Source organism: Streptomyces sp. HP-A2021 (assembly GCF_022807935.1).
GTDB lineage: Bacteria > Actinomycetota > Actinomycetes > Streptomycetales > Streptomycetaceae > Streptomyces > Streptomyces afghaniensis.
Genome location: NZ_CP094344.1, coordinates 2,869,590 through 2,895,737 on the forward strand (window position 1 = coordinate 2,869,590; position 26,148 = coordinate 2,895,737).

At 70.2% G+C, this 26,148-nt stretch carries 17 protein-coding genes and 1 pseudogene; 4 read left to right on the top strand and 14 right to left on the bottom strand.

From position 1 onward, the window contains the following. Genes MQE23_RS12900 through MQE23_RS12910 form a run of 3 tightly spaced genes read right to left on the bottom strand, consistent with a single transcriptional unit; the run spans window position 1 to window position 3,700 of the window. Complete coding sequence (locus tag MQE23_RS12900) at window positions 1-951, bottom strand: carbohydrate ABC transporter permease (RefSeq protein WP_020277415.1); 951 nt, start codon at window positions 949-951, stop codon at window positions 1-3. Beyond that, a complete protein-coding gene (locus tag MQE23_RS12905) occupies window positions 948-1,988 on the bottom strand; it encodes an ABC transporter permease subunit (RefSeq protein WP_020277416.1) in 1,041 nt (346 codons plus the stop codon). The genes MQE23_RS12900 and MQE23_RS12905 overlap by 4 nt, the downstream gene beginning before the upstream one ends. Before the next feature lie 26 nt (window positions 1,989-2,014). Then, on the bottom strand, window positions 2,015-3,700 hold the full coding sequence (locus MQE23_RS12910; RefSeq protein ID WP_020277417.1) for an extracellular solute-binding protein: 1,686 nt from the start codon (window positions 3,698-3,700) through the stop codon (window positions 2,015-2,017). A gap of 326 nt (window positions 3,701-4,026) precedes the next feature. On the opposite strand from MQE23_RS12910, the gene MQE23_RS12915 reads away from it, so the two are divergent. Then, complete coding sequence (locus MQE23_RS12915) at window positions 4,027-6,864, top strand: glycoside hydrolase family 3 C-terminal domain-containing protein (RefSeq protein ID WP_243379227.1); 2,838 nt, start codon at window positions 4,027-4,029, stop codon at window positions 6,862-6,864. Between the two features lie 94 nt (window positions 6,865-6,958). Here MQE23_RS12915 and MQE23_RS12920 read toward each other — a convergent pair whose 3' ends face one another. From MQE23_RS12920 to MQE23_RS12935, 4 genes are all read right to left on the bottom strand, one after another. After that, the gene (locus tag MQE23_RS12920) at window positions 6,959-9,760 is read right to left on the bottom strand and encodes a hypothetical protein (RefSeq protein WP_037674149.1); all 2,802 of its coding nucleotides are present in this window, start codon (window positions 9,758-9,760) and stop codon (window positions 6,959-6,961) included. 186 nt (window positions 9,761-9,946) lie between these two features. Next, a complete protein-coding gene (locus MQE23_RS12925) occupies window positions 9,947-11,392 on the bottom strand; it encodes an aldehyde dehydrogenase family protein (RefSeq protein WP_020277421.1) in 1,446 nt (481 codons plus the stop codon). A 120-nt stretch (window positions 11,393-11,512) separates the two neighbouring features. Beyond that, entirely contained in the window at window positions 11,513-13,186 is a 1,674-nt protein-coding gene (locus tag MQE23_RS12930; RefSeq protein WP_243379228.1) for a PucR family transcriptional regulator, read from the bottom strand. A 152-nt stretch (window positions 13,187-13,338) separates the two neighbouring features. Beyond that, window positions 13,339-15,486, bottom strand: coding sequence for an ATP-binding protein (locus MQE23_RS12935; RefSeq protein ID WP_243379229.1), 2,148 nt, complete (start codon window positions 15,484-15,486; stop codon window positions 13,339-13,341). A gap of 253 nt (window positions 15,487-15,739) precedes the next feature. Between MQE23_RS12935 and gabT the strand changes: the two genes are divergently transcribed. Continuing rightward, window positions 15,740-17,074, top strand: a complete 1,335-nt coding sequence (gabT, locus tag MQE23_RS12940; protein ID WP_243379230.1) for a 4-aminobutyrate--2-oxoglutarate transaminase — start codon at window positions 15,740-15,742, stop codon at window positions 17,072-17,074. A gap of 163 nt (window positions 17,075-17,237) precedes the next feature. Then, window positions 17,238-17,453 (top strand): annotated as a pseudogene (locus MQE23_RS12945) (phosphoesterase); the annotation flags it as partial. 28 nt (window positions 17,454-17,481) lie between these two features. On the opposite strand, the gene MQE23_RS12950 reads toward MQE23_RS12945, so the two are convergent. Further along, a complete protein-coding gene (locus MQE23_RS12950) occupies window positions 17,482-19,212 on the bottom strand; it encodes an acyltransferase (RefSeq protein ID WP_243379231.1) in 1,731 nt (576 codons plus the stop codon). 63 nt (window positions 19,213-19,275) lie between these two features. Here MQE23_RS12950 and MQE23_RS12955 point away from each other — a divergent pair, with 63 nt between their 5' ends. After that, window positions 19,276-19,944, top strand: coding sequence for a phosphatase PAP2 family protein (locus tag MQE23_RS12955; RefSeq protein ID WP_243379232.1), 669 nt, complete (start codon window positions 19,276-19,278; stop codon window positions 19,942-19,944). Between the two features lie 3 nt (window positions 19,945-19,947). Here the strand turns inward: MQE23_RS12955 and MQE23_RS12960 are convergent, their stop codons facing one another. The 6 genes from MQE23_RS12960 to MQE23_RS12985 form a co-directional block, all read right to left on the bottom strand. Further along, the gene (locus MQE23_RS12960) at window positions 19,948-20,403 is read right to left on the bottom strand and encodes a hypothetical protein (protein ID WP_020272867.1); all 456 of its coding nucleotides are present in this window, start codon (window positions 20,401-20,403) and stop codon (window positions 19,948-19,950) included. Between the two features lie 158 nt (window positions 20,404-20,561). After that, window positions 20,562-21,989: an FAD-dependent oxidoreductase gene (locus tag MQE23_RS12965; RefSeq protein WP_020272868.1), complete on the bottom strand. Its 1,428-nt coding sequence runs from the start codon at window positions 21,987-21,989 to the stop codon at window positions 20,562-20,564. Between the two features lie 18 nt (window positions 21,990-22,007). Beyond that, complete coding sequence (locus tag MQE23_RS12970; RefSeq protein WP_020272869.1) at window positions 22,008-22,808, bottom strand: ABC transporter permease; 801 nt, start codon at window positions 22,806-22,808, stop codon at window positions 22,008-22,010. Further along, a complete protein-coding gene (locus MQE23_RS12975) occupies window positions 22,809-23,738 on the bottom strand; it encodes an ABC transporter permease (RefSeq protein ID WP_020272870.1) in 930 nt (309 codons plus the stop codon). Then, window positions 23,738-24,883, bottom strand: a complete 1,146-nt coding sequence (locus tag MQE23_RS12980; RefSeq protein WP_128092564.1) for an ABC transporter ATP-binding protein — start codon at window positions 24,881-24,883, stop codon at window positions 23,738-23,740. The genes MQE23_RS12975 and MQE23_RS12980 overlap by 1 nt, the downstream gene beginning before the upstream one ends. A 5-nt stretch (window positions 24,884-24,888) precedes the next feature. Then, a complete protein-coding gene (locus tag MQE23_RS12985; RefSeq protein ID WP_243379233.1) occupies window positions 24,889-26,136 on the bottom strand; it encodes a spermidine/putrescine ABC transporter substrate-binding protein in 1,248 nt (415 codons plus the stop codon). Between the last annotated feature and the right edge of the window lie 12 nt (window positions 26,137-26,148).

The window sequence follows — 26,148 nt, forward strand, 5'->3', positions numbered from 1 at the left end:
TCAGCCCTTGACCGCCCCCGTGAGCATGCCCTTCTTGAAGTGCTTCTGGACGAACGGCGAGATCACAGCCACCGGCAGCAACGCCATCACCATCACGGCCATCTGGATCGCCAGCGCGGAGATCTGCCCGGTCTTGATCGCCTGGCTCACCCCGACCGGCGCTTCCTGCTTCTGCACCAGCTGGATCATGACGTTCTGCAACGGCATCATGTCCTGGTCACCGAGGTAGATCGACGCGTTGAACCACGCACTCCAGTAACCGACCGCGTAGAACAACGTGATCACCGCGACCACGGCCCGCGAGAGCGGAAGGACGATCTGCCAAAGGATCCGCCAGTCCCCCGCCCCGTCGATCCGCGCGCTGTCGATGAGCTCCGGCGAGACCCCCATGAAGAACGCGCGCAGGACCAGGATGTTGAAGACACTGACCGCACTCGGCAGGATCAGCGCGAGGTACGTGTCCGTCAGCCCGAGCGACTGCACCAGCAGATACGTCGGAATGAGCCCGGCCCCGAAGAACATCGTCGCGAGCAGCGTCATCAGCAGCCAGCGATGCCCGAGCGACCCGCTCCGGGACAGCCCGTACGCCGCGAGAACCGACACCGTCATCGAGAACAACGTGCCGGCCAGCGTGACGCCCACGCTGACGATCGCCGCCCGGGTCACCTGCCCGCCGCTCAGCAGCTCCTGATAGGCGATGAAGGTGATGTCCTTCGGGATCATCACCAGCCCGCCGGCCTCGGTGATGGTCTTCTTCGAGGACAGGCTCGTGACGATGACGATCCACAGTGGGAACAGCACGGCGAGGCAGGCGCCGACCAGGACGATGCCCTTGCCCGCGACCCCTGCCCTGCTGGGCTCCTCCTCCCAGACGGGCCTCGGCGGAGCCTCCCACCAGCGGGGTTCACGCGCCGCCTCCTCGATGGCGGCCTTGTCGATGACGGCGGTCACTTCTTGTACACCCCCTGCTCGCCCATGAAGTGGGCCACCTTGTTCGCGGCGAGGACGAGCGCCACACTCACCAGGCCCTTGATCAGCCCCGCGGCGGCCGCGTAGCTGAAGTCCTGGTTGCGGACGCCGTTCCACCAGACGTAGGTATCGAGGACCTCCGCCGCCCCTGGTCCCACCGCGTCGCGTTGCAGCAGGATCTGCTCGAAGCCGACGGTGAGCGCGTCACCGACTCGCAGCACCAGCAGCAGGGCGATCACGGGCCGCAGCGCGGGCAGCGTGACGTGCCACATGCGGCGCCAGCGCCCGGCCCCGTCCATGGCCGCCGCCTCGTACAGGTCGGGGCTCACGGAGGCGAGCGCGGCGAGGAAGACGATGATGCCCCAGCCCGCGTCCTTCCAGACGCCCTCCGCCGTCACCAGGAACTTGAAGATCCCGGGGTCGGTCATGAGGTCGAAGCCCTCGTACCCGCGCTGCCGCAGGGTCTGCGCGATGATGCCGGCGCCGCCGAAGATCTGCTGGAAGACGGTGATGACCAGCACCCAGGAGAAGAAGTGCGGCAGGTAGAGGATGGCCTGCGACACCGCCCGGATCCGGGGCCTGATCACGCTGTTGATGAGCAGCGCGAGCAGGATGGGGATCGGGAAGAACAGCACCAGCTGGAGGAAGAACAGCACGAGTGTGTTCTGCACGGCGTCCCAGAACGCCGAGTCCGCGAAGACCCGCTGGAACTGCTCGAAGCCCACCCAGGGGCTCTCCAGCATCGCGATGAAGCCGTTGTCGCTGACGTACGGGTCGTAGTCCTGGAAGGCGACGACGTTGCCCAGGATCGGTATGTAGTTGAAGACCACGACCAGCGCGATGGCCGGCAGGGTCATCAGGATCAGTGTGCGGTCGCGGCGCAGCCTCAGCCGGAGGCTGACCTTGCCGGAGGGCTTTTTCTTCTCCGGCCGCTCACCGGCGGGGTCGCCCGCCGCCCCGGGAGCCGCCTCACTCGTCTTCGCCTCGGCCCTGCTGCGAGGCACCGTGCTGTTGGACACGGCTTTCTCCTTGCCTCAGGCCCGGATCACTGCGCGGAACCGTTGTCGTCGTGCAGCTTCTGGTACCAGTCGCGCAGCTTGTCGCCGCCCTGCTTCTTCCATTCGGAGACGGCCTGCTGCATGTCACTGATCTTCTTGCGGCCGCGGACGACGTCGTCCTCCAGCTGCTCGAAGTCGTTGGAGAGGTTGGTGTAGCGCGCCGGTTCGGTGATCTGCATGCCCCAGAAGGTGGACTTCTTGGTGAAGGCGCCCATCCGCTGCTGCCACTCCACCTGCTCCTTCGCGATGTCCGGGAAGTCCGGGTGCGCGATGGTCGGGGCGGGGCTGGCGAGCATCACGAAGGCGTTCAGGACCTCCTGGTTGCCCTTGTCGTTCTTGGTGGGCACCCCGTCCTTGACGGTGTAGTGCGTGCCCTCGACCCCGTAGTTGGTGAGCATGTACTCCTTGGTGCCGTACGGGGCGGCGGTGACGTTGGCGGCGGCCAGGATGTCCTCGATGACGGCCTTGGAGGCCTTCTTGTTGACGAAGGCGAAGATGCCCGCGGGGGATCCGGCCCACAGCGTGGGGTCGCCGCCGTCGGCGCCGAAGATGTCCATGCCGGAGATACGGAAGTCGGGGTTCTGGACGGCCTGTTCGGCCATCTTGCCCCACCAGTCCGAGATGTTCTGGTTGTACATCAGGACCTGGCCGGAGGTGAACCGGTCACCCGCGGTGCCCTGGTTGACGGCCTTGGCGTCGGGGTGGACCACACCCGCCGCGTACAGCTTGCGCGTCCACTCCAGCGCCTCGAGGTACTCCTCGGTCTCGACGCGGTAGATCATCTTGCCGTCGGTCAGGTTCCAGCCGAGCGGCTTCTCGCTGCCTGAGAGCACTCCGAAGATGTTGAAGGCGGTCCACTTCATGTCGTCGCAGGCCCACACCTTGGCCCTGGGCCGGCTGATCTCCTTGGCGAGGGCGAGGAACTCGTCCGGGGACTTGGGGAGTTCCCAGCCCTCCTTGTCGAAGACGTCCTTGCGGTAGAAGGGCACGATGCCGACGACGGACGGGGCGGGCTGGGGCAGGCCGCGCAGCTTGCCGCCGAAGATGGAGTACTGCCAGGCGCCACTCGGGATGGCGGCGAGGTTCGGGTACTTCTTGATCGCGTCCCCGGACAGGTACGGGCCGAGGTCGGCGAACTTGCTGATGATGGCGCTGGGTATCTTGCCGCCCATGTTCCAGCTGGGGATGACCACGACGTCCGGCACGTCGCTGGAGGCGAGGACCGCGCCGAGCTTCTCGTCGTAGGTCACGCCGTCCTGGTTCTGCCAGGTGATGTCGACGCCGATCAGGTCGTTCATCGCCTTGTAGTAGGCGTTGTCGCCCTTCGGCGGCGAACCCCAGAACGGCGACATGATCTTGATTCGGCTGCCCTTGCCGAGCTTCTTCGACACCGAGGTCTTGAGGTCGGCCAGGTCGAGCTTGCTGGTGAAGCCCATCGCCGAGCCGTTCTTGGACGGGATGTCCGGCGTCACCACGTTGCTCGCGACGTAGGCCGGCAGCAGCTTCTTGGCGCTCTTGCCGGACGTCGTGCCGTCCTTCGAACCACTGTCCGACCCGCCGCACGCGGCGAGCAGTGGCATTCCACCGGCCACCGCTGCGGTGGCGACCGCCGTGGAGGCGAGGAAACTTCTCCGGCTCGGTCCGGAGGAGGCGGAGGCGGCGTTCGGCGTCATTGCGTCAACCCTTCATGGCGCACCAGGACACCCGGCGGTGGGCCGTCGGCTGCGGTGTCTCGAGTGGAACTGGCTGAGCCGAAGCGAACTTTCGACCCAGCAGGGGCTTGTCGTAGTCGAAGCGCTTCGATGTTGCTGTGAGGTTAAGTGAACGCCCAGGGGTGCACAAGGGTCGTCCCCAAACTTCCTCGAAGGCACGAGAGGGGACCGTTCCTCATGCACGGCTTGAAGGGAGGGCACCGGTCTCTTGACACCCGACCCGTCGCCGACTCAGCATCGAAGCGCTTCGAAAGGGCCTTGCCGCTCCACCGCAAAGGGAATCCCACGTGACCGCACCCACGCCGCCCAGTCCGCCGTTCCGCGATCCGCGCCTGCCGTTCGCGAAGCGGATCGACGACCTCCTGTCGCGGCTCACGCCGGCGGAGAAGATCGCCTTCCTGCACCAGTTCGCACCCGCCGTCGAACGGCTCGGCATCGCCGCCTTCCGCACGGGCCAGGAGGCGCTGCACGGCGTGGCGTGGATGGGCCCGGCGACGGTCTTCCCGCAGGCGGTCGGCCTCGGCGCCACCTGGAACCCGGAGCTGGTGCGGCGCGTCGGCGACGCGGTCTCCAAGGAGGTCCGCGCGATGCGCGCCAAGGACGACCGCGTCGGCCTCAACGTCTGGGCGCCGACCGTCAATCTGCTGCGCCACCCCCTGTGGGGCCGCAACGAGGAGGGCTACTCGGAGGACCCCAAGCTCACCTCGGCGATCGCCACCGCCTACACGCACGGCCTGCGCGGCGACCACCCCACCTACTGGCGCACCGCGCCCGTGCTGAAGCACTGGCTCGCCCACAACAACGAGACGGACCGCTCCACGACGTCGAGCTCCGTGCGCCCGCGCGTGCTGCACGAGTACGACCTGAAGGCCTTCCGCGAGACCGTCGAGGCGGGCGCGGTGGCCGGCGTGATGCCGGCGTACAACCTGGTCAACGGCCGCCCCAACCACGTCTCCCCCTACCTGAGCACGCAGCTGCGCACCTGGACCGACGAGGACCTGCTGGTCTGCTCCGACGCGGGCGCGCCGAGCAACCTGGTCGAATCCGAGCACTACTTCGACACCCACGAGGAGGCCACCGCGGCCTCCCTCGTGGCGGGCGTGGACAGCTTCACGGACCACGGCACGGACTCCTCGCAGATGATCGGCCGCCTGCAAGGCGCCCTGGAGCGCGGGCTGCTGACCGAGGCAGACGTCGACACCGCCGTCCGCCGGCAGCTCTCGGTCCGTTTCCGCCTCGGTGAGTTCGACCCGGAGTACGACCCGCACGGCGCCACCAGCGAGTTCGACACCCCGGCGCACCGCGCCCTCGCGCAGGAGGCCGCCGAGCAGGCCGTCGTGCTGCTGAAGAACGACGGCGTGCTGCCGCTCGCCCCGGACACCCGGGTCGCGGTGGTCGGTCTGCTCGCCGACGAGTGCAAGCTCGACTGGTACAGCGGCACGCTCCTCCACCGCTCGACCCCGCTGGAGGGTCTGTACGAGCGGTGCGGCGCGGAGCGGGTGGAGTTCGCCGAGGGCGTGGACCGGGTCCGGCTGAAGACCTCCGCCGGTGCCTTCCTGCACGTTCCGGTGGCCGAGGACGCCGCCGACGAGGTGCGCGGCGCCGAGGGCGCGCTCGACCCGGCGCTGCTCGCGGGCCGCACCGACCTGCCCGCACTCACCACCGACGCGACCGGCACCGAGCTGGCGCTGGTCGACTGGGGCGAGGGCGTGCTGACCCTGCGCGCGCCCGACGGCCGCTACCTCTCGGTCGCCGACGACGGCCGCGTCCGCGCCTCCGCCGACCAGCCGGGGGGCTGGGTCGTCCAGGAGACGTTCCGCCTGGAACCGCATGGGAACGGGCACCTCCTGAAGCACCTGGGAACGGGTCGCCACGTGTGTGTCTCCGCCGACGGCGTGAAGGTTGCCGACGAAGATCCCGAGGTCTTCGAGCTGGTGGTCGCCGAGCGCGGCGAGGAGGCGGTGGCGCGTGCCGCCGCGCGGGCCGACGTGGTCGTGGTGGTGGCGGGCAACGACCCGCACATCAACGGCCGCGAGACCGAGGACCGTACGACCCTGCGGCTGCCCGGGCACCAGGAGCGGCTGCTGCGGGCCGCCCGCGCGGCGAACCCGGCGACCGTGCTGGCGCTGGTCTCCGCCTACCCGTACGCCGTCGACCCGGCGGACCTGCCGGCCATGCTGTGGACGGCACACGGCGGCCAGGCGGCCGGCACCGCCCTGGCCCGTGTGCTGGCCGGCGACGTGTCCCCCGCCGGCCGCCTCCCGCAGACCTGGTACGCCGACGACGCCGACCTGCCCGGCCTCCTCGACTACGACGTGATCGGGAGCCGGCAGACGTACCTGTACTTCGAGGGCACGCCCCTGTTCCCCTTCGGGCACGGCCTGTCGTTCACGTCGTTCGCGTACGACGGCCTGACAGCCCGGGTGGCGGACGGGTCGGTGCACGTCTCCTTCACGGTCACCAACACCGGAGACGTCACCGCCGACGAGGTCGCCCAGCTCTACACCCGGGCCGTGGACCCGACCGTGCCGCGCCCCCGCCGCGAGCTGCTGGACCACCGCCGCGTCACCCTCGCCCCCGGGGCGGCAACGGAGTTGGCCTTCCAGGTACCGCTGTCCGCCTTCGAGTTCTGGGACGTGGCGCAGGACCGGTGGCGTCTGGAGCCGGGCACGCACGAGCTGCTGGCCGGAGCGTCCAGCGAGGACGTCCGGCTGCGGACGACCGTCACGCTCGACGGCGAGCCCGCCCTGCCGCGCCCGGTCGTCGCACGCGGACTGGCCGCGGCCGGCTTCGACGAGCAGAGCGGCATCGAGATCGTCGACCGTACGAAGGTGTCGGGCGACGCTGTGACGCCGACGGGCGGGGCGACGGGCGAACTGGTCTACCGGCGCTGCGACTTCGGGCGCGGCATCGCCGAGGTGACGGTGGAGGTGGCCGGTGAGGGCACGGTCGAGCTGTCCCTCGACGGCGGTCCGGCGCTCGCGGTGCTGTCGACCGCCACGCCCACGTCAGGCCCGTACGACTACGTCTCGCTGAGCGCGTCCGTCACCGCCGCGGGGGTGCACGACGTGCATCTGAGACTGCGCGGCCCGCTGCGGCTCGCGCACGTCGGCTTCTCCGGTTGAGGGTCCGGAGCAGGCCGGCGTAAAAGGAGGGGCCCGGCACCGGAAGGCATCGGTGCCGGGCCTCTTCGTGAAGCTTACATGAAAATGGTTCCCATTAGCAAGGTTTGGGTGCCTGAATGCTCGGCCCACCGTCCAGCAGTTTCGCCAACTGCTCGGGGGCCGATGACACCCCGGCATCCTGCGCCTTCCGAAGTGCCCGCTTCGCTCCGGCCAGGTCTCCTCGTCGCTGCCGGAACTCGGCCAAGGTCAACAGCACCCTCGCCTCTCCTTGAGCGATCACTGCGACCAGCACCTCTTCTGCTGCGTCCAGCTCGCCCCGGTCCGCCCGCGCTCGCGCGAGTACCAGGAGAAGGTCCGTGGAGTCACCGGCCAGTTCCTCGGCTTCTCTTACCCGCCCGCTGGTCTCCAGAATGCGCACGAGATGATTCGCCGCGTAGTCCTGCCCCTCTCGCAGAGCACGCCAGTACAGCCGTTCAACTTGCCTGAGCTTGCCCTCCGTCTCCCTGAGGGCAGCCAACTCGAACAACACGTAGCCGAGACCGAGGTTGTAAGCCCTCCAGAACAAGGCGGCGGCGGAACGGTGGTCGCCTCTCCTGCGGCGCATCATTCCCAGCCCACGCAGCACGTTCGTCTCACCAAGAGAGACAGCGACCTCACAGAAGTGATCAGCTCGTGCGGAGTCGCCCTCCTCTTCGTAGATCCAGGCCAACTCCCGCGGGGCGTTGGTATCGCCTGCTTCCGCCGCATACAGGAGCACGTCGATCGCCCGCTGCGTGTCGTCGTACCTGTAGCGCCAGGCAAGCCCAGTAAAAGCTTCAGTGTTGCCGGCCTCGAATGACCAGGTTGCGAGGAGTAGGGCAAGTTCGTGGCGGCCACTCTCGGCCATCCAGCGAGCCTGGTATTCGACGGCCCGAGCACCGAAGAAGCCGGATTCCAGAACCCTTCCGTAAAGTCTGGCCGCCGCCGTTGCGTGTCCGCGCCAGGTCAGGACGGAGGCGAGCCCCACTGCGGCGTCGAACCTGCCGCTGGACTCCAGGGCCTTGCGGTACCACGCTTCGGCGTCGTCGAGTCGCCCAGAACGTTCGCACCGCCAGGCAATGACGACTTGAGCCTGGGCGTCACCGGCTTCGGCAGCCAGCTCGTAGTAGAGCACGGCGTCCTCGCCGTTGGCGTGCTCACTCATCCACTCGGCGAGCCTGAAGAGAGCGCCGCCTTCCCCTTCCGCTGCCGCTGCCATGGCCAAGGACTCGGCGTCGGCCCTCCTCCCGCGGACCAGAGCTTCCCGCGACAAGGCGACCTTGTCCTGCGCACCGGCAGAACACCGTGCGCCCGCGGACCAGAACTCCGAGGGCGGACACACCATCCTCCGGTGCCGTCGCGCATGTAGTTCGATGAAGTCGGACAACCGGAAGTGGCTCGGCTCCTGGTCATCCGTCACGGCCAAGCCCGGCACCGGAGCCAGCGGACCGCGGACACCACGGCACGGGGCCGACAGGTACTCCACCGCCTGCCGGAACCAGTCGGGAGGGGATAGATCGCGCTGCAGCGGCGTGAGGTACGCGGGCGCAACAGACTCCAGAAAGGCAGCAGGCAAGTCGGGACCGTGCCCCAGTCGGCGGGCATCCATGGCGGCCTCCAGCACCGCCCGGGCTGTCGGAGAGCCCATCTCGTAACGCTCGAGCTGGGCGGGGCCACCGGCCAGATACTGGATGACATGCCCGCTCTCGGCGAGGCGCGCCGCCAGCAGCATCCTGTCGTCCGTCTGCCCTGACTCCGCGGTGAGGGCTGAGAGCTCGTTCTCGCTGAACGTCTCCGGCACTCGGATCCAGTCTCTGGCCAGCAGGGATTTCGTTTGCGCGCGTTCGTTCCGCGGCGCCGTCGTCATCGTGGACCAGTGCTCATACCAGGCCGTGCCGAGTACGAACACAGGCGCTCGGTCAGGATTGCGCAGCAGCTCCGTGAGCCGTCCGGCGACTTGCTCATCACGAACGGCGTCGCCGGAAAGCAGGTACCGGTTGATCTCGTTGAGCCACAGCACGGTGCAGGGAGCCACGGAGTGGAGTGAACCGAGCAGGTCGTCCTGGCCGGCCGGATGCCACAGCCGCCACTCCTTGGGCAGGAGCTGGATCGCTTCGTACGCCGCGCGGGACTTCCCTGTGGAGGAATCACCTAACAGGACCTTTATCACACTTTGCCCGCTGCGAGCCTGGTCTGCAGCGGCATCAAGTGCGTCGTCGAACGGACGGCGAAAGTACTTGGGAAGCGCGCTGCCCTGTGCGTGGCCGTCCACGGAGATCGCCTCGTGGATTTCCAATCCGAAGGGATCCGCTTCGGCGACAGGGATTCCCACCGCACCTGTGCTTGCTGCGGAGAAGAACGCTGCGAGTGCGTCAGTGTCGCAGAACCGCCAAGCGACCTCGTCTCCGAAGTAACGGGCGACAATGCGTGGTTGTACCCGCAGAAGCCGGCACAGGTGCTCGGCGTCCCAGACCTCGCCCAGAGTCAGGTTCGGATGCCGGTCCTGGTACTCCTGGGCCACCTCGCGCACCTGGGTCCGTGTCCCCTTGCACGAGGTGACGATGACCAAACGCGTCGCACCTTGAGGGCGAGGGCCACGGACGAACAGGTCCAAGGCCTTCTTCGCATTGGCAGCGGTGAACTGGGCCACCTGCTTGACCTGGAAGGCGGACCAACTCCCATCCGGCGCGCGACCGGTGATATCGACCCCGCCCTGCGCCTGCCCCGGCGTGCCGTAGCGGTGACATGGCGACAGTTCTTCGACAACTTGGACGAGTTCGCATACCAGCGTCTCCAACTCGCTCCAGGACATGTCGTGGAAGGGGAGAGAGCCGATTTTCCCGTCGATGACCACAGACCGCCGCGCAGGTTGAGCCACGCTGCCTCCGTTCGATAGATGGGCTGCCGTCCAGAGACTAGACAGACCCACTGACATCGGGGAGCACATGCGTTTCCCGCGGTCGTACCGCCTCGAAGCAGCAAGCGGACAGCCGCCTGGGAACAGGAACGGCCGCAGCCCCGCGCAGTGGGCTGCGGCCGTTCCACTCGGGCCTGTCCGGGAAGGTCAAAGGGCGAGGCCGGTGAGGACCATCACGCGCTCGTACGTGTAGTCCTCCATCGCGAACCGCACGCCCTCCCGGCCGACGCCGGACTGCTTGACGCCGCCGTACGGCATCTGGTCGGCGCGGTAGGACGGCACGTCGCCGACGACGACGCCGCCGACCTCCAGGGCCCGGTGGGCCCGGAAGGCGGTCTGGAGGTCGTGGGTGAAGACGCCGGCCTGGAGGCCGTACTTGGAGTCGTTGACGGCGGCGAAGGCCTCGGCCTCGCCGTTCACCTTCTGCACGGTGAGGACCGGCCCGAAGACCTCCTCGCAGGAGAGCGTGACGTCGGCGGGTACACCGGCCAGCACCGTCGGCGCGTACGAGGCGCCGTCGCGCTTGCCGCCGGTGAGCAGCGCGGCACCGGCGTCGACCGCCTCCCGGACCCACGTCTCGACGCGCTTGGCGGCGTCCTCGCTGACCAGCGGGCCGACGTCGGTCGCGTCGTCGCTCGGGTCGCCGGTGACCTGGGCCTCGACGGCGGAGACGATGCGCGGCAGCAGCCGGTCGTACACGGAGGCGTCCGCGATGACCCGCTGGACGGAGATGCAGGACTGGCCGCCCTGGTAGTTGGAGAAGGTGGCGATGCGGTTCGCGGCCCAGTCCAGGTCCTCGTCGCTCGCCCAGTCGGCGAGCACGACGGCCGCGCCGTTGCCGCCCAGCTCCAGGGTGCAGTGCTTGCGCGGCACCGAGTCCATGATCGCGTAGCCGACCTTCTCGGAGCCGGTGAAGGAGATCACGGGCAGGCGCTCGTCCTGCACCAGGGCGGGCATCTTGTCGTTGGCGACCGGCAGGATGCTCCAGGAGCCCGCGGGCAGTTCCGTCTCGGCCAGCAGGTCGCCGATGACCAGGCCGGACAGCGGGGTGGCCGGGGCCGGCTTCAGGATGATCGGCGCGCCGGCGGCGATGGCCGGGGCGACCTTGTGGGCACACAGGTTCAGCGGGAAGTTGAAGGGCGCGATGCCGAGCACGACGCCCTTCGGGAAGCGGCGGGTGAGGGCGAGCCGGCCCTGGCCGCCGAGGTCGGTGTCGAGCCGCTGGGCCTCGCCTCCGTTGAACCGCCGGGCCTCCTCTGCCGCGAAGCGGAACACGGACACGGCCCGGCCGACCTCACCTCGGGCCCACTTGAGCGGCTTGCCGTTCTCGGCGGAGATCAGCCGGGCGATCTCCTCGGTGCGCTCGACGAGGCGCTTGCTGACGTGGTCGAGGGCGGCGGCACGGACGTGGGCCGGAGTGGCGGCGAACTCGTCCCGCACGGCGTACGCGGCGGCCACGGCCTCCTCGACCTGCGCGTCCGTCGGCACGCTCACCTTGCCGACGAGCCGCCCGTCCCACGGGGAGGTGACGTCGAAGGTGTCCTCGCCGGCGGCCTCACGACCGGCGAGCCAGAAGGCGTGGGTGGAAGTCATATGGGTTCCGGCCCTTCGGCGTTGGGGGTGGTCCGTGCTGCGGTTCCACGGTAGGGGCGAGGTGGCCGAAGGTCGTTTGTCCGGGGCGTAGCAATACGGGGCGGGGACACTACGGTTTGGCTACTCGGAGCTGGTCGCCTTCAGGGCGAGCCAGAGCTCCATCCGCGCGTCGGCGTCGTCCAGGGAGCGGCCGAGGATCTCCTCGACCCGGCGCATGCGGTAACGGAGGGTGTGGCGGTGGACGCCGAGGTCGGCCGCCGCCGCGTCCCACTGGCCGTGCCGGGACAGCCAGGCGCGCAGGGAGGCGACGAGGTCGCCGCGGCCCGTGGCGTCGTGCTCGTACAGCGGCCGCAGCATCCCGTCGGCGAAGGCCCGTACCGCGTCGTCCGCCAGCAGCGGCAGTACGGATCCGGCCGCCATCTGCTCGTGCTCCACGAGGACGCGCCCGCGCCGCCGCGCCACCGACAGCGCCTGTTCGGCCTGCTTGTACGCGGCGGACGCGGCGATCGGCCCGGCCGGCGCCGACAGGCCCACGACCAGCTCGTCGTCGTCACCGCCCGGCACCTTCTCGCGTACGCCGGCCCGGGCCGACTCCAGGGCTGCCGCGTACTCCCCGCAGGCCGCCGCGGCGGCACCGCCGTCCGCGGCCAGCACCACCAGCCGCTCGCCCTCCGGCACGACGAGGACGGCCTCGCCGGCCCGGGCCGCGGCGGACTCCATGACGTCGGCGAGCGCCGCGAGGGGATCGCCGTTCGTGTCGGCCGCGGCGAGCGCGGCTGCGGAGGGCCGGTCGGCGGCCGGGGCGCCCGAGTGGGCCTCGGCACGGGCCAGCGCGGCCGAGGCCGACACCGGCACCCGTTCCGCGACCAGCATCCGGAACGGCGCGTCCAGCAGACCGCCGTAGAGGTCCCCGGCGACCGCACGGGCGTGGTCGGGCTCCCCGGCCAGCAGCATGCGCAGCACCGCCGTGCCGACCCGCTGCTCGGCAGCCTGGAGGGACCGGGAGCGTTCCGTGGTCAGGGTCAGCAGCGCGATGGCCGAGTGGACGGCGTAGCGCTCGGCGGTGCCGAGGGCGGCGGCCGTGCCCACGGCGAGGGCCGCCCGGGGACGCCGGCCCGTGCCGATGCTGTGCAGCTCGACCCGGTCCTCGTTCTCCGGCCCGCCGACCACCGAGGAGGCGGGCGCGGGCCGCTCCCCCAGCCGCTGTACGTCGCCGGTGAGCCGCGCGGCCCGCCGCCCGGCCCACTCCGGTGCCGTGGCGACGACGGCGCCCGAGGCGTCGTACAGCGCGGCCCAGCCGTCGACCTGCGAGGCCAGGGCGGCCAGCAGCCCCTCCGGCCCGCCCGTCTGCGCCTGCCGGGTCAGCTCCCGCTGGGCGGCGAACCCGGCCGTGACGGCCCGGTACTGGTCCGCGGCGATCGCGGCGGACACGGCCTTGCTTATGGCGAGGAACGGGGTGCGGCGCGGCACCTCCAGCAGCGGCAGGCCCTCCTCCTCGGCCGCGTCGACGAGCGCCTTGGGGATCTCCTCGTAGTTGACGCCGACGGCGAAGCCGAGCCCGACCACGCCGGCCCCGGCCAGCCGCCGTACGTAGCGGCGCATGGCCTCCGGGTCCTCGGCGTCCAGTTTGAGCGCCGTGACCAGCAGCAGTTCCCCGCCCTCCATGTACGGGACGGGGTCGGCGAGCTCGCTGACGTGCGCCCAGCGGACCGGCACGTCGAGGCGGTCTTCGCCCGCCCGCACGGTGAGTTTCAGCGCGGAGTGGTGGACGAGCGAGGCGAGCGTCGGGGGCATGAGGCCTTCAGGTCTGCGTCAGGGCTGTGTGATCTTTGTGCTTTTTTGGCCGTCACGTATGAACGACCTGTGACGATTCTGCCTCACCGTACGGTCCCCGCGTACCCCGCACCGTCCGGAAGACGTCAGCCCTGCCTGCTCCGGAAGCCCGGTCAGCCCCGGAGATCCACGAGCAGCGGCGGCGCGTGCTCGCCCTTCACATCGGTCAGCGACAGCACCGCGTGCCCGGCCGGCACCCCGTGGGCCAGCTCGGAGGCTGACCAGCGCTCCCGTTCGACCTGGCGCACGGTCACCGCCCGCGCGGTCGGGGCCTTGCCGGTGATCACCCGGCGCAGCATGTGCGCGGCCTTGCCCGCGGGCGTCTCCGCGATGATCTGCCGGTCGGTGACGTCCCGGGCCTCGGTCCACTCCTTGCCCCACACCTCGGCGAAGTCCTGCCCGTCCCACGGGGTGAGCCCCGACAGCGCCATCCGGCAGCCGGTGGCGCCCAGCAGGGGCCCGCGCAGAGGCCGGGGCACGTCGTCCAGCGTCCGCAGGGTCAGCACGACCCCGGCGTTGCCGGAGCGCAGCCGCTGGATGCCGCGCACGGCCTCGGGCGTCACCACGCCGGTCGCGTCGTCGAGCAGCAGACAGGCGAACAGCGACCGGTCCTCGCGTACGGCGACACTCGCCGTGAACTGCGCGAGCACCAGCCGCGCCAGCATCCGGGAGGCGTCGGCGTGCCCGCGCTCGGGCAGGTCGATCCGCACGCGTACCGGATGGTCGAGGGCCTTGAGGGTGAAGGGCCGAGTGGTCCCCGAGGTGTCGAAGAAGGAGGCGAACGCGGGCCGATCGAGCAACGCGACCCGGTCCGCGAGCACCCCGCCGACATCACCCGGCTGCCCCAGCTGCCGCTCCCGGGCATCCAGTTCCCGCAGCAGCGACTCCTGCCCGGCGTCCTGCAGCCCCTGCCGCAGCGCGGCCAGCGGCCCCGGCGCCCCGTCCAGCAGCTGCCGCAGCTCCGGCACGGACGGGAAACGCCCGTGCACGGCCCGGAACGGCCCCAGCAACTGCGCGAGGACGGTCGTGGAACGCCGGCTGTCACTCCCCGGATGCGGATCGGCGAGGTCCCCCACCAGTGCCTCGGCGAGCACGGCCGCGGCCTCGTCCGGGTCGCCGGTCCCTCCGTACAGATCCAGGTCGTACTCGGACTCCTGGTTCCCGATCCGCACGACGACGTCATACGCGTCGGCCGGCCCGAGCCCGGCCCCCGCCGCCCCGACCACGACGACAGCGGCCCGCCCGGCGAGAGCATGCAGACACAACGACTCGGCGAGCGGCCGCACGACGGTACCGGTCTTGCCGGAGCCGGCGGGGCCGACGGCGAGCAGCGAGGTACCGAGCAGCTCGGGGCCGAGAGCAAGGCCGGTGCCGCGGTAGGCGTACGGATTACGCGGGTCGTCGGCACTGGTGCCCAGCCGCACCTGCCCGGTGAGCAGATCATGCCGGGCCAGCCGGGTGGGCAGGTCGCGGGCGCCGGAGGGATGCAGGCAGGCGGCCGCGCCGTCCTGGAGCACGGCGCCGCTGAAGGCGGCCAGACTGTGCCGGCCGCTGCGGACGCCCTGCCAGGCACGGGCGATCCGGGCATGGTCGACGTCCAGCATGACCCCGGCCCGCGCATCGGCGGCAAGCCGCTCAGCGACGTCGACGGCTCCGGCGGCGCGCAGGGCCGGCCATTCAGCAGGATCGGCTTCGGGAGTGGGCGGCGGCGCGGCACTGGGCTCGCTGCGGCGCCAGGCGGCGAGGCCATACCGGCGCCACAGCTCGGGCCAATGCCCGATCCTTCCGAAGAGCGCGAAGATCGCGACGAACACCAAGCCTTCGTAGATGTACGAGGCCACGCCTCCCACGGCCCCTGCCTGGCCGAGGGCCCAGGAATCCGGAGCCAGCACGAACCATGGCCAGAGCCAGAAGCCTCCGAGATAGCCGTTGTACAGCAGCGAGCACAACAGCCAACCACACAGGAACGCGATCACCGCGCCGCCGACCAACTGCCGCGTCGGGATCCGCTCCGGCTCTTCCTCGGGCCGCGGCCGATGTCCGAACCGCCACACGCCGGGCGGCGCCTCGGGCCGAGGCGTACGCAGCCAGGTCAGAAACGAGGACCCGTCCGGCATCGGAGGCACCCCGGGCGCCCGGGTCGGCCGGGGTGGGACGGTGAACCCGTTCGGCGGCGCCGCGGGCATCTCCGGCGGCCCCGCCGGACGCGGCACCGGGCTCGCATGCGTACCCCGCGCCTCCTGCGTCCCGTCGCTGTCCATCGCCTTTGCCCCCTGACCAGCCGCTGCGTCCACCATCAGCGAGCCAATCTAACGCCCTCCCCTGGGGAGTTCACCGCTTACACGGCCGGGTCGTGGGCAGCAGCCCCACGAGACCGCCATGTCCACCCCGGACAAGCCGCCCTGCCGACAACGCCCACATGGAGCATGCCCACCCCCCTCCCCCCGCCCTAGCCTGCGAGAAAAGAAGCGAAGTGGCTGTACACATTCGTCCGCACCACCCCAGGAGCCCCGCATGACCGCACTTCCGCAGGAGCGTCGCGTCGTCACCGCCATTCCCGGACCGAAGTCGCAGGAGTTGCAGGCCCGCCGTACCGCCGCGGTCGCGCAGGGTGTGGGGTCCGTGCTGCCCGTGTTCACCGCGCGGGCCGGTGGCGGGATCATCGAGGACGTCGACGGCAACCGGCTGATCGACTTCGGGTCGGGCATCGCCGTGACCTCCGTCGGCGCCTCCGCCGAGGCCGTGGTGCGCCGGGCGTCCGCGCAGCTCGCCGACTTCACCCACACCTGTTTCATGGTCACGCCGTACGAGGGGTACGTCGAGGTCGCCGAGGCGCTCGCCGAGCTGACCCCGGGTGACCACGCCAAGAAGAGCGCGCTGTTCAACTCCGGCGCCGAGGCCGTCGAGAACGCCGTGAAGATCGCGCGGTCGTACACGAAGCGGCAGGCCGTCGTGGTGTTCGACCACGGTTACCACGGCCGGACCAACCTGACCATGGCGCTGACGTCCAAGAACATGCCGTACAAGCACGGCTTCGGGCCGTTCGCGCCCGAGGTGTACCGCGTGCCCGTGGCGTACGGCTACCGCTGGCCGACCGGTCCCGAGAACGCCGGTCCCGAGGCCGCCGCGCAGGCCATCGACCAGATCAGCAAGCAGGTCGGCGCGGAGAACGTCGCCGCGGTCATCATCGAGCCGGTGCTCGGCGAGGGCGGTTTCATCGAGCCGGCCAAGGGCTTCCTGCCGGCGATCCGCAAGTTCGCCTCCGACCACGGCATCGTCTTCGTCGCCGACGAGATCCAGTCCGGCTTCTGCCGTACGGGGCAGTGGTTCGCGTGCGAGGACGAGGGTGTCGTCCCGGACCTGATCACCACCGCCAAGGGCATCGCCGGCGGTCTGCCGCTCGCCGCCGTGACGGGGCGCGCCGAGATCATGGACGCCGCGCACGCCGGGGGTCTGGGCGGCACCTACGGCGGCAACCCGGTCGCCTGCGCGGGCGCCCTCGGCTCGATCGAGACGATGAAGGAGCTCGACCTCAACGCCAAGGCGAAGAACATCGAGGCGATCATGAAGGCCCGGCTCACCGCCATGGCCGAGAAGTTCGACGTCATCGGCGACGTCCGCGGCCGCGGCGCGATGATCGCCATCGAGCTCGTCAAGGACCGTGCCACCAAGGAGCCGAACCCGGAGGCGACCGCCGCGCTCGCCAAGGCGTGCCACGCCGAGGGCCTGCTGGTCCTGACCTGTGGCACCTACGGCAACGTGCTCCGCTTCCTGCCCCCGCTGGTGATCGGCGAGGACCTGCTGAACGAGGGCCTCGACATCATCGAGCAGGCCTTCTCCCGCATCTGAACCGCCGTCGCGCGCATCTGAGCCCCCGTCCGGGCAGGTGAGCCGCCCCGGTTCCGCTACCGGGGCGGTGAGCGGCAGAGCGTGTGAAGAAGGTGTGCGAGGTGGATGACAGGGGGCCCTACGGCCTGTCCTGCGCCCTGCCCCTGTCGTAGGTTCTACCCAGATGAGAGATACACCCCGCCCACAGGGGACTGTGGGTGACATCAGGCCGGGGCCTCCCCAGCTTCGACCTGGTCGTGCCCTCGCGCACACAACCGGAGCCTGAGGCTCTGGATCTCCTCACCGATCGGACAGTCGCCCGCCCCAAACCCCCCGGGGCGCGCGACGTTCCGGTCCGGACGGCCGCCCCGGAACTACCCCCCCTGTTCCGGGGCGGCCGACCTCCATTTCCGGGTCGTGAGCCGGGTTCATGCCATTCCTTCGGCGGGCGGTGCCGGTTCCGGCCGGTGGATCCCGCGCGGGCGGTATCCCAGGACGTCCGCGAGCCCGACGAGATCCGCGAGCAGCCAGACGATGGCGAGCCACATCTCCGTGCCCTGGAGGCCGGGTTCACGGCCCGGGCCGGTGCCGTCGGGAGTCGGGCCGAAGGGGAAGCCCCGGCCCGGGTGCCAGCGGCGCAGCGCGGCGGTGAGCTGGGCCGACGCCCAGGAACGGGCCTCCTCGCCGCGGTGGGTGGTCTGCCGGGCGCAGAGCCACAAGGGGTGGATCACGTCCAGGACGTTGCAGGCGTTCTCCCGGCCGGGTGAGAAGTGGCGGGGGTCGCGCGCGTGGTCGAGGACCGTGTCGATCACGCGCTCCGCGTACGGCACGGGCAGGCCGAACTGAGCGAAGGAGCCGCGGGTGAGCCGGTAGTAGCCGTTGACCATCTGGAGGCGTCCGGACTCGGAGGTCGGCGAGCCCCACATGCCCGTCCAGGGATCGGCGTGGGTGTGCAGCCAGCCGAACAGCGCCTCCAGCGCCCCGGGCGCGGCGGCCTCCGTGCCGAGGCGCAGGTTCCAGTGCGCTGCGGTGGCCCAGGAGTCGACCCACGCTCCGGCGTGCCAGGCACGGTCGGGCCAGGGCAGCTCGGCCAGGTGCCCGACCAGTTGCTCCGGCGTGGTGGCGCGCACCGTGTGGACCGGGTGCGCGAGGGAACTGCCGAGCACATCCAGCGCGTAGCCCACGCACAGCACGTGATACGCAGAGGCCCCGTCCTCCGGCAGCCCGGCCGGGCCGGGCACCGGCGGTGCCGCGGCGAACTCGGGGACCAGTCCGGTGACGGGGTCCTGGAGCGCACGCAGCCGGGCCGCGTGCTCGGCGGCGGGCAGCTGGGGCGGCGCTTGACCGAGCAGCAGCGCGGCGATCTCGACGGCGTCGCAGTGCGCCCGCACGGTCGGCTCGGCACCGGGTCGGTCGACGTACCGGCCGGTGCCGGGCTGCCAGCAGCGGTCGAGCAGATCGGCGGCCTGCGCGCGGGCGGAGTTGGCGAACTCGGACAGTTCAGGCGCCACACCACCCGACACGGCGCCACCCGACACTCCCTTGCGCCGCCCCGCCTCCCGCGGCTCCCGGCGGTCGCGGATCCGGCGGGCCGGATTACCGGCTGCCACCGTCCACTCCGGCAGGTCCTTGGTGACGACCGCGCCGGCACCGATGACGCAGTGATCGCCGATGGTGACACCGTCCACGACGACCACGTGGGAGCCGATCCACACGTCGTCGCCGACCGTGATCCCGGCGCTGGTGACGGGCTGCTGATGGACCGGCAGGTCGGGCGAGGTCCCGTGGTTGAAGGCGAGCAGCGAGCTGTGGGCGCCGATGCGCACCCCGTTCCCGAGGGTCACGGTGCCGCGCACCACGGTGAAGGGATTGATCGTGCAGTCGGCGCCGGTGCGTATGTCGCCGGTGACGTAGGCGTGGGCCGCGATGTACGACCGGTCGCCCAGGGACAGATGCTCCGGGTACACGGCAGCCGTCTCCGCGACGAAACAGCCCTCACCGAGCCGTACGGACGCCGCCCCCGCTCCCGCCTCCGCTCCCCCGAGCAGCCGCTTCTGGCGCTGCTCCTGTGCCGCGCGCTGCCGCCCCGACGCCTGCTCGGCGTAGAGCCACGGACAGTGGTCGAAGAGGCCGTCGTCGCCGCTGTCGGGCTGGTTCACGTGATCCTCCGCTGGGTCGGGGGGTGGACAGTGGCTGCCTGTGCCCGTGTCAAGCTAAGTCCCATGCCGATCTCCGGGAACCAGGATCTCGACGAGCCTGCCACCGCCCAGCGTCCACGCTTCCCGGCCCTCCTGCTCGGCATCCCCGCGCTCCTCTTCGCCCTGATCACCTGGCAGGTCGTCGCGGACGGTCCGCTCGTCCGCCTCGACGAGCGCGTCAGCCGCGCCCTCGTCCACCCGGACGGTCTCTCCGAGTCCCTCTCCGACCTGGGCAACCTCCAGGTCGCGCTCCCGGTCCTCGCCGTGGCCCTCGGATACGTCGCTCTACGGACCCGCGGTACGGACCGCTGGTGGCTGCCCGTCATCGCCGCGGCCCTCGCCATGGCGCTGGTTCCGGCCCTGATCGTCCCGCTCAAGGAACTCACGGACCGCCCGGGCACCCCGGCCGTGCCGCCCGCCACCGGCTACTACCCCTCGGGCCACACCGCCACGGCCGCCATCGCCTACGGCAGCGCGACCCTGCTCCTGCTCCCCCGGCTGCGCACACCCTTCGCCCGCCACGCTCTCGTCACCGCCTGCGTCGTCCTCGTACTGGGCACGAGCTACGGCCTGGTCCGCCATGGCTACCACTGGCCACTGGACGTGGTGGCCAGCTGGTGTCTGTGCGCGGTGCTGCTGTCGTCGCTGTGGCTGTTCCTCAGACGGAGGACACCACCGGAGCAGCCCCGGTAGGCCCTAATCCTCGTCGCCCGTGGCCTGCCCCGCCGCCGCCTCGTGCATCGCCAGTTCCAGCAGGGCCGGGTCCGTCAGGGTGCCCGAGCCGTCCGGGGGGACGAGCCAGCGGACGCCGCCGGGTGAGGAACGGCCCGGGTACGGCACGACGATCCAGGTGCCGGGGCCGGCCGTGCGGATGCCCGTGCCGAGCCAGCGGGCCGCGGTGCCCGGCGGCACGAAGAACCCCATGCGCGCGTCGCCGAAGTCGACGAGCACGGGGCCCGGCTGGTCGAGCACGCGTGTGAGCACGTCGAGCGTGGCGTAGCCGAGCTCGGCGGGCAGGATGAGCACGTCCCACGCGCTGCCGGCCGGCAGCAGCGCCACCCCGAGCGGGTTGCGCTCCCACTCCCGGCGGCAGGCCTCGGGATCGGGTGCGACGGATGCGAGCCACTCGACCGCCGTCTTCGCACCGGTCATCAGGAAGACCTCCTTCTCTCGCGCATCTCTGCATGTCGTGAATCTCGCGGAACGCGCAGGGCGTCCCGAGGGCGTCACGAGGGAGAGGGAGGTCTCCTTGCGGTCATTACGCGGGTTGTGGCCCCTCGTTGGAGTGAACCGTCTCACACCCCGCTGGTTCAGCTGTCGAAGCCCAGCCCCAGCCGGTCCATCGTGCGCAGCCAGAGGTTGCGGCGGCCGCCCTGGGCGTCAGCGCGGGCCAGGGACCACTTCGTGAGGGCGATGCCCGTCCAGGCGAAGGGTTCCGGTGGGAAGGGCAGGGGCTTCTTGCGGACCATCTCCAGTTCCGTGCGTTCCGTGCGCTCGCCCGACAGCAGGTCCAGCATCACCTCGGCGCCGAAGCGCGTCGCACCGACGCCCAGGCCCGTGTAGCCCGCCGCGTACGCGACCTTCCGCTGGTGCGCGGTGCCGAAGAACGCCGAGAAACGGGAGCAGGTGTCGATCGCGCCGCCCCAGGCGTGGGTGAAGCGGACGCCCTCCAGTTGCGGAAAGCAGGCGAAGAAGTGCCCGGCGAGCTTGGCGTAGGTCTCCGGGCGATCGTCGTACTCGGCGCGGACGCGGCCCCCGTAGGGGTAGATCGCGTCGTAGCCGCCCCAGAGGATCCGGTTGTCGGCGGACAGGCGGAAATAGTGGAACTGGTTGGCGCTGTCCCCGAGGCCCTGGCGGTTCTTCCAGCCGATCGAGGCCAGCTGCTCGGCGCTGAGCGGCTCGGTCATCAGGGCGTAGTCGTAGACCGGGACGGTGTACGAGCGGACCCGTCGGACCAGGTTCGGGAAGATGTTCGTGCCGAGGGCGACCCGGCGGGCGCGGACCCGGCCGTACGGGGTGCGTACGGCCATGCCCGCGCCGTACGGCTTCAGGGTGAGGGCGGGGGTGTGCTCGTAGACGCGGACGCCCAGCTCGACGCAGGCCCGCTTCAGGCCCCAGGCGAGCTTCGCGGGATGCAGCATGGCCACGCCCCGGCGGTCCCACAGGCCCGCCTGGAAGGTCGGTGAGTTCACCTGTTCCCGGACGGCCTCGGCGTCCAGGAACTCGACGTCCCCGGCGAGACCCCGGCGGGCCGTCTCCTCGTGCCAGCCGCGCAGTTCCGCCGCCTGGTAGGGCTCGGTGGCGACGTCGATCTCGCCGGTGCGTTCGAAGTCGCAGTCGAGGGAGTACCGGGCGACCGCCGCCTCGATCGCGTCGAGGTTGCGGGCGCCCAGCTCCTGGAGCTTGTGGATCTCGTCGGGCCAGCGAGCGAGGCCGTTGGGCAGGCCGTGGGTGAGGGAGGCGGCGCAGAATCCGCCGTTGCGGCCCGAGGCGGCCCAGCCCACCTCGCGGCCCTCCACCAGCACCACGTCGCGCTGCGGGTCGCGTTCCTTGGCGATCAGCGCCGTCCACAGTCCGCTGTAGCCGCCGCCGACGACCAGCAGATCGCAGGTCTCGGAGGTGGTGAGGGCGGGTTCGGGGCGGGGCCGGCCGGGGTCGTCCAGCCAGTACGGGAGCGGCTGGGCTTCGGAAAGCGAACGAATCCATGTGTTCCGCTGGTTCATGGCGCTCGGGGCCATGATGTCAACTCCCTACAGTCAGGCCTTGTGTCTGTTGCGCCGATTACCGACGACCATGGAAGCCAGGACGAGCAGCACGGCGACGACGAACATGGTCGTGCCGATGACATTGATCTGAACGGGCGTTCCGCGCTGCGCCGAACCCCAGACGAACATGGGGAAGGTGACGGTCGAGCCGGCGTTGAAATTGGTGATGATGAAATCGTCGAAGGAGAGGGCGAAAGCGAGCAGGGCGCCCGCCGCAATTCCGGGTGCCGCGATCGGCAGGGTGACCCGGACGAAGGTCTGGAACGGACCCGCGTACAGGTCCCGCGCCGCCTCCTCCAGTTTCGGATCCATCGACATCACCCGCGCCTTGACGGCCGTGACCACGAAACTCAGGCAGAACATGATGTGCGCGATGAGAATCGTCCAGAAGCCCAGCTGAGCGCCCATGTTGAGGAACAGGGTGAGCAGCGAGGCGGCCATGACGACCTCGGGCATCGCCATCGGCAGGAAGATCAGCGAGTTCACGGCGCCGCGGGCGCGGAACCGGTAACGGACCAGGGCGAAGGCGATCAGCGTGCCGAGGAGGGTGGCGCCGAGCGTCGCCCAGAACGCGATCTGGAGGCTGACCGACAGTGAGCCGCACAGATCGGAGACGCCGCACGGGTCCTTCCAGGCGTCCAGGGAGAACTGCTGCCATTCGTAGTTGAAGCGCCCCTTCGGTTTGTTGAAGGAGAACACCGTGACGATGACGTTCGGCAGGAGCAGATAGCCGAGCGTCAGCAGTCCCGCGATGACGACGAGATTTCTTTTCAGCCAGTTGACGAAGGGCATTTAGACCAGATCCTCCGTCCCGGACCTGCGGATGTAGAGGGTGACCATGAGGAGAATGGCCGCCATGAGGATGAAGGAGAGTGCCGCGGCCGTCGGATAGTCGAGCACTCTCAGGAACTGCGTCTGGATGACGTTTCCGACCATGCGGGTGTCCGTGGAGCCGAGCAGGTCGGCGTTGACGTAGTCGCCGGTGGCCGGGATGAACGTGAGCAGCGTGCCGGAGACGACACCCGGCATCGACAGCGGGAAGGTGACCTTGCGGAAGGTCGTCCAGGGGCGGGCGTACAGATCACCGGCGGCCTCGTGGAGCCGGCCGTCGATGCGCTCCAGCGAGGTGTAGAGCGGCAGGATCATGAACGGCAGGAAGTTGTACGTCAGTCCGCAGACCACCGCGAGCGGTGTGGCGAGGACCCGGTCGCCGGCGGTCCAGCCGAGCCAGTTGGTGACGTCCAGGACGTGCAGCGTGTCGAGCGCGCCGACCAGCGGGCCGCCGTCCGCGAGGATCGTCTTCCAGGCCAGCGTGCGGATCAGGAAACTGGTGAAGAAGGGCGCGATCACCAGGATCATGATCAGGTTCCGCCAGCGGCCCGCGCGGAAGGCGATCAGATACGCGAGCGGGTAGCCGAGCAGCAGGCACAGGATCGTCGCGGTGCCCGCGTAGAGCACGGAACGGACGAACTGCGGCCAGTACGCGGACAGCGCGTCCCAGTACGTGGCGAAGTGCCAGGTGACCTTGTAGCCCTCCTCCAGGGAGCCCGTCTGCACGGACGTGGAGGCCTGGTAGATCATCGGCAGTGCGAAGAAGACCAGCAGCCAGAGGATGCCGGGGAGCAGCAGCCAGTACGGCGTCCAGCGGCCCCTGCGCTTCGGGGGCTTCGGCTCGGGCGCTTCCGGCGCGAGCGGGGGTGGCGCCTCGGTGAGTGTCGACATCAGGCCGCCTCTTCCACTCCGGCGTCGGCGTCCTGGGCGGCGTCCAGGCCGAAGGTGTGCGCCGGGTTCCAGTGCAGGACGACCTCGGCGCCGGGCACGAGCCGCGGGTCGCGGTCGATGTTCTGGGCGTAGACCTCGAAGTCCGGGCAGACCGGGCTGTCGACGACGTACTGCGTCGAGACGCCGATGAAGCTGGAGTCGGCGATCCGGCCGGTGATGCGGTTGCGGCCGTCGGGTATCTCGCCGGCGTCGTCCGCGTGGGTGAGGGAGATCTTCTCCGGGCGGACGCCGACCAGCACCTTGCCGCCGGTGGCCGCAGGGGCGGAACACCGCGCCTCGGGCAGGACGAGCTTGCCGCCGCCCGCCTTCAGCACGATCTCCTCGCCGCTCCTGGAGTCGACCTCGGCCTCGATGAAGTTGGAGGTGCCGAGGAAGTTGGCGACGAAGGTGGTGCGCGGGTTCTCGTAGAGGTCGGCCGGCGAGCCGAGCTGCTCGACGCGGCCCGCGTTCATCACGGCGACCGTGTCGGCCATGGTCATGGCCTCCTCCTGGTCGTGCGTGACGTGGATGAAGGTGATGCCGACCTCGGTCTGGATGCGCTTGAGCTCCAGCTGCATCTGGCGGCGCAGCTTCAGGTCGAGGGCGCCGAGCGGCTCGTCGAGGAGGAGCACCTTGGGGTGGTTGATCAGCGCGCGGGCCACGGCGACGCGCTGCTGCTGGCCGCCGGAGAGCTGGTGCGGCTTCTTGCGGGCCTGCTCGCCGAGCTGGACGAGGTCGAGCATCTCCCCGACCTGCTTCTTCACCGACTTCAGGCCGCGCCGGCGCAGGCCGAAAGCGACGTTCTCGAAGATGTCGAGGTGCGGGAAGAGGGCGTACGACTGGAAGACCGTGTTCACGGGCCGCTTGTACGGCGGGAGGGCGGTCACGTCCTGGCCGCCCAGCGACACGGTCCCGGCGGAAGGTTCCTCCAGGCCGGCGATCATGCGCAGGGTGGTGGTCTTGCCGCAGCCGGAGGCGCCGAGCAGGGCGAAGAAGGAGCCCTGCGGCACGGTCAGGTCGAGCGGGTGGACGGCGGTGAAGGCACCGTAGGTCTTGGAAATGCCCGTCAGGCGGACGTCGCCGGTGGGGTCTGTCTGGTTCGTCATGATGGTCACGCCCCCGTCAGCTTCGCGAACTTCTCTTCGAACTCGGTCTCTTCCTTCGAGCTCAGCGAGCGGAAGGCGTGCGACTTGGCGGCCATGGCCTTGTCGGGGATGATCAGCGGGTTGTTCGCCGCGTCCTCGTCGATCTTCGCCAGTTCGGCCTTCACGCCGTCGACGGGGCACACGTAGTTGATGTACGCGGCGAGTTCGGCGGCCGGCTTCGGCTCGTAGTAGAAGTCGATGAGCCGCTCGGCGTTCGTCTTGTGCCGGGCCTTGTTGGGGATCAGCAGGTTGTCGGTCGACGTCATGTAGCCGCTGTCCGGGATGAGGAAGTCGATGTCGGGGCTGTCCGCCTTGAGCTGGACGACGTCACCGGCCCAGGCGACACAGGCCGCGAAGTCGCCGCTGGTCAGGTCCGAGGTGTAGTCGTTGCCCGTGAAGCGGCGGATCTGGCCCTTGTCGACGGCCTTCTGGAGCCGGGCGATCGCCGCGTCGTAGTCGTCGGCGGTGAAGTCCGCCGGGTCCTTGCCCATGTCGAGCAGCGTCATGCCGACGCTGTCGCGCATCTCCGACAGAAAGCCGACCCGCCCCTTGAGCTTGGGGTTGTCGAGCAGGTCCGATATCGACTTCACCTCGACGCCGTCGAGGGCCTTCTTGTTGTACGCGATGACGGTCGAGATGCCCTGCCAGACGTAGGAGTAGGCGCGGCCCGGGTCCCAGTCGGGGCTGCGGAACTGGGCCGACAGGTTGGCGTAGGCGTGCGGCAGGTTACTCGGGTCGAGTTTCTGCACCCAGCCCAGACGGATGAGGCGACCGGCCAGCCAGTCGGTGAGGACGATCAGGTCCCGGCCGGTGTCCTGGCCCGCGGCGAGCTGCGGCTTGATCTTGCCGAAGAACTCGTTGTTGTCGTTGATGTCCTCGGTGTACTTGACCTTGACGCCGGTGCGTTTCGTGAACTGCTCCAGCGTCGGATGGTGCTTGCCGCTGTCGTCGACGTCCATGTACTCGGTCCAGTTGGAGAAGTTCACGGTCTTCTCCTTGGCCGAGTGGTCCTGCGCCGGGACGCCGCCCTGCGACTGGCCCGCCGCCGGGATGCCGCAGGCGCCCAGCGTCCCGATTCCGCCGGCCGCCAGCGCCCCGCCCGCGGAGGCGCGCAGCAGCGACCGCCGGGTGAGGGCGGCCCTGCCGTTCCTGAAACTGCGCCGCATGGCGGCCACTTGGGCCGGGGACAGGCGGTCGGGCTCGTACTGCTCCATGCGCGTGGTGCC

Coding starts and splice junctions, on each gene's coding strand:
- gabT (WP_243379230.1), top strand. CDS start 15,740: ATGACCGCACTTCCGCAGGAGCGTCGCGTCGTCACCGCCATTCCCGGA.
- MQE23_RS12965 (WP_020272868.1), bottom strand. CDS start 21,989: ATGGCCCCGAGCGCCATGAACCAGCGGAACACATGGATTCGTTCGCTT.
- MQE23_RS12970 (WP_020272869.1), bottom strand. CDS start 22,808: ATGCCCTTCGTCAACTGGCTGAAAAGAAATCTCGTCGTCATCGCGGGA.
- MQE23_RS12935 (WP_243379229.1), bottom strand. CDS start 15,486: ATGGACAGCGACGGGACGCAGGAGGCGCGGGGTACGCATGCGAGCCCG.
- MQE23_RS12960 (WP_020272867.1), bottom strand. CDS start 20,403: ATGACCGGTGCGAAGACGGCGGTCGAGTGGCTCGCATCCGTCGCACCC.
- MQE23_RS12980 (WP_128092564.1), bottom strand. CDS start 24,883: ATGACGAACCAGACAGACCCCACCGGCGACGTCCGCCTGACGGGCATT.
- MQE23_RS12985 (WP_243379233.1), bottom strand. CDS start 26,136: ATGGAGCAGTACGAGCCCGACCGCCTGTCCCCGGCCCAAGTGGCCGCC.
- MQE23_RS12925 (WP_020277421.1), bottom strand. CDS start 11,392: ATGACTTCCACCCACGCCTTCTGGCTCGCCGGTCGTGAGGCCGCCGGC.
- MQE23_RS12930 (WP_243379228.1), bottom strand. CDS start 13,186: ATGCCCCCGACGCTCGCCTCGCTCGTCCACCACTCCGCGCTGAAACTC.
- MQE23_RS12910 (WP_020277417.1), bottom strand. CDS start 3,700: ATGACGCCGAACGCCGCCTCCGCCTCCTCCGGACCGAGCCGGAGAAGT.
- MQE23_RS12955 (WP_243379232.1), top strand. CDS start 19,276: ATGCCGATCTCCGGGAACCAGGATCTCGACGAGCCTGCCACCGCCCAG.
- MQE23_RS12975 (WP_020272870.1), bottom strand. CDS start 23,738: ATGTCGACACTCACCGAGGCGCCACCCCCGCTCGCGCCGGAAGCGCCC.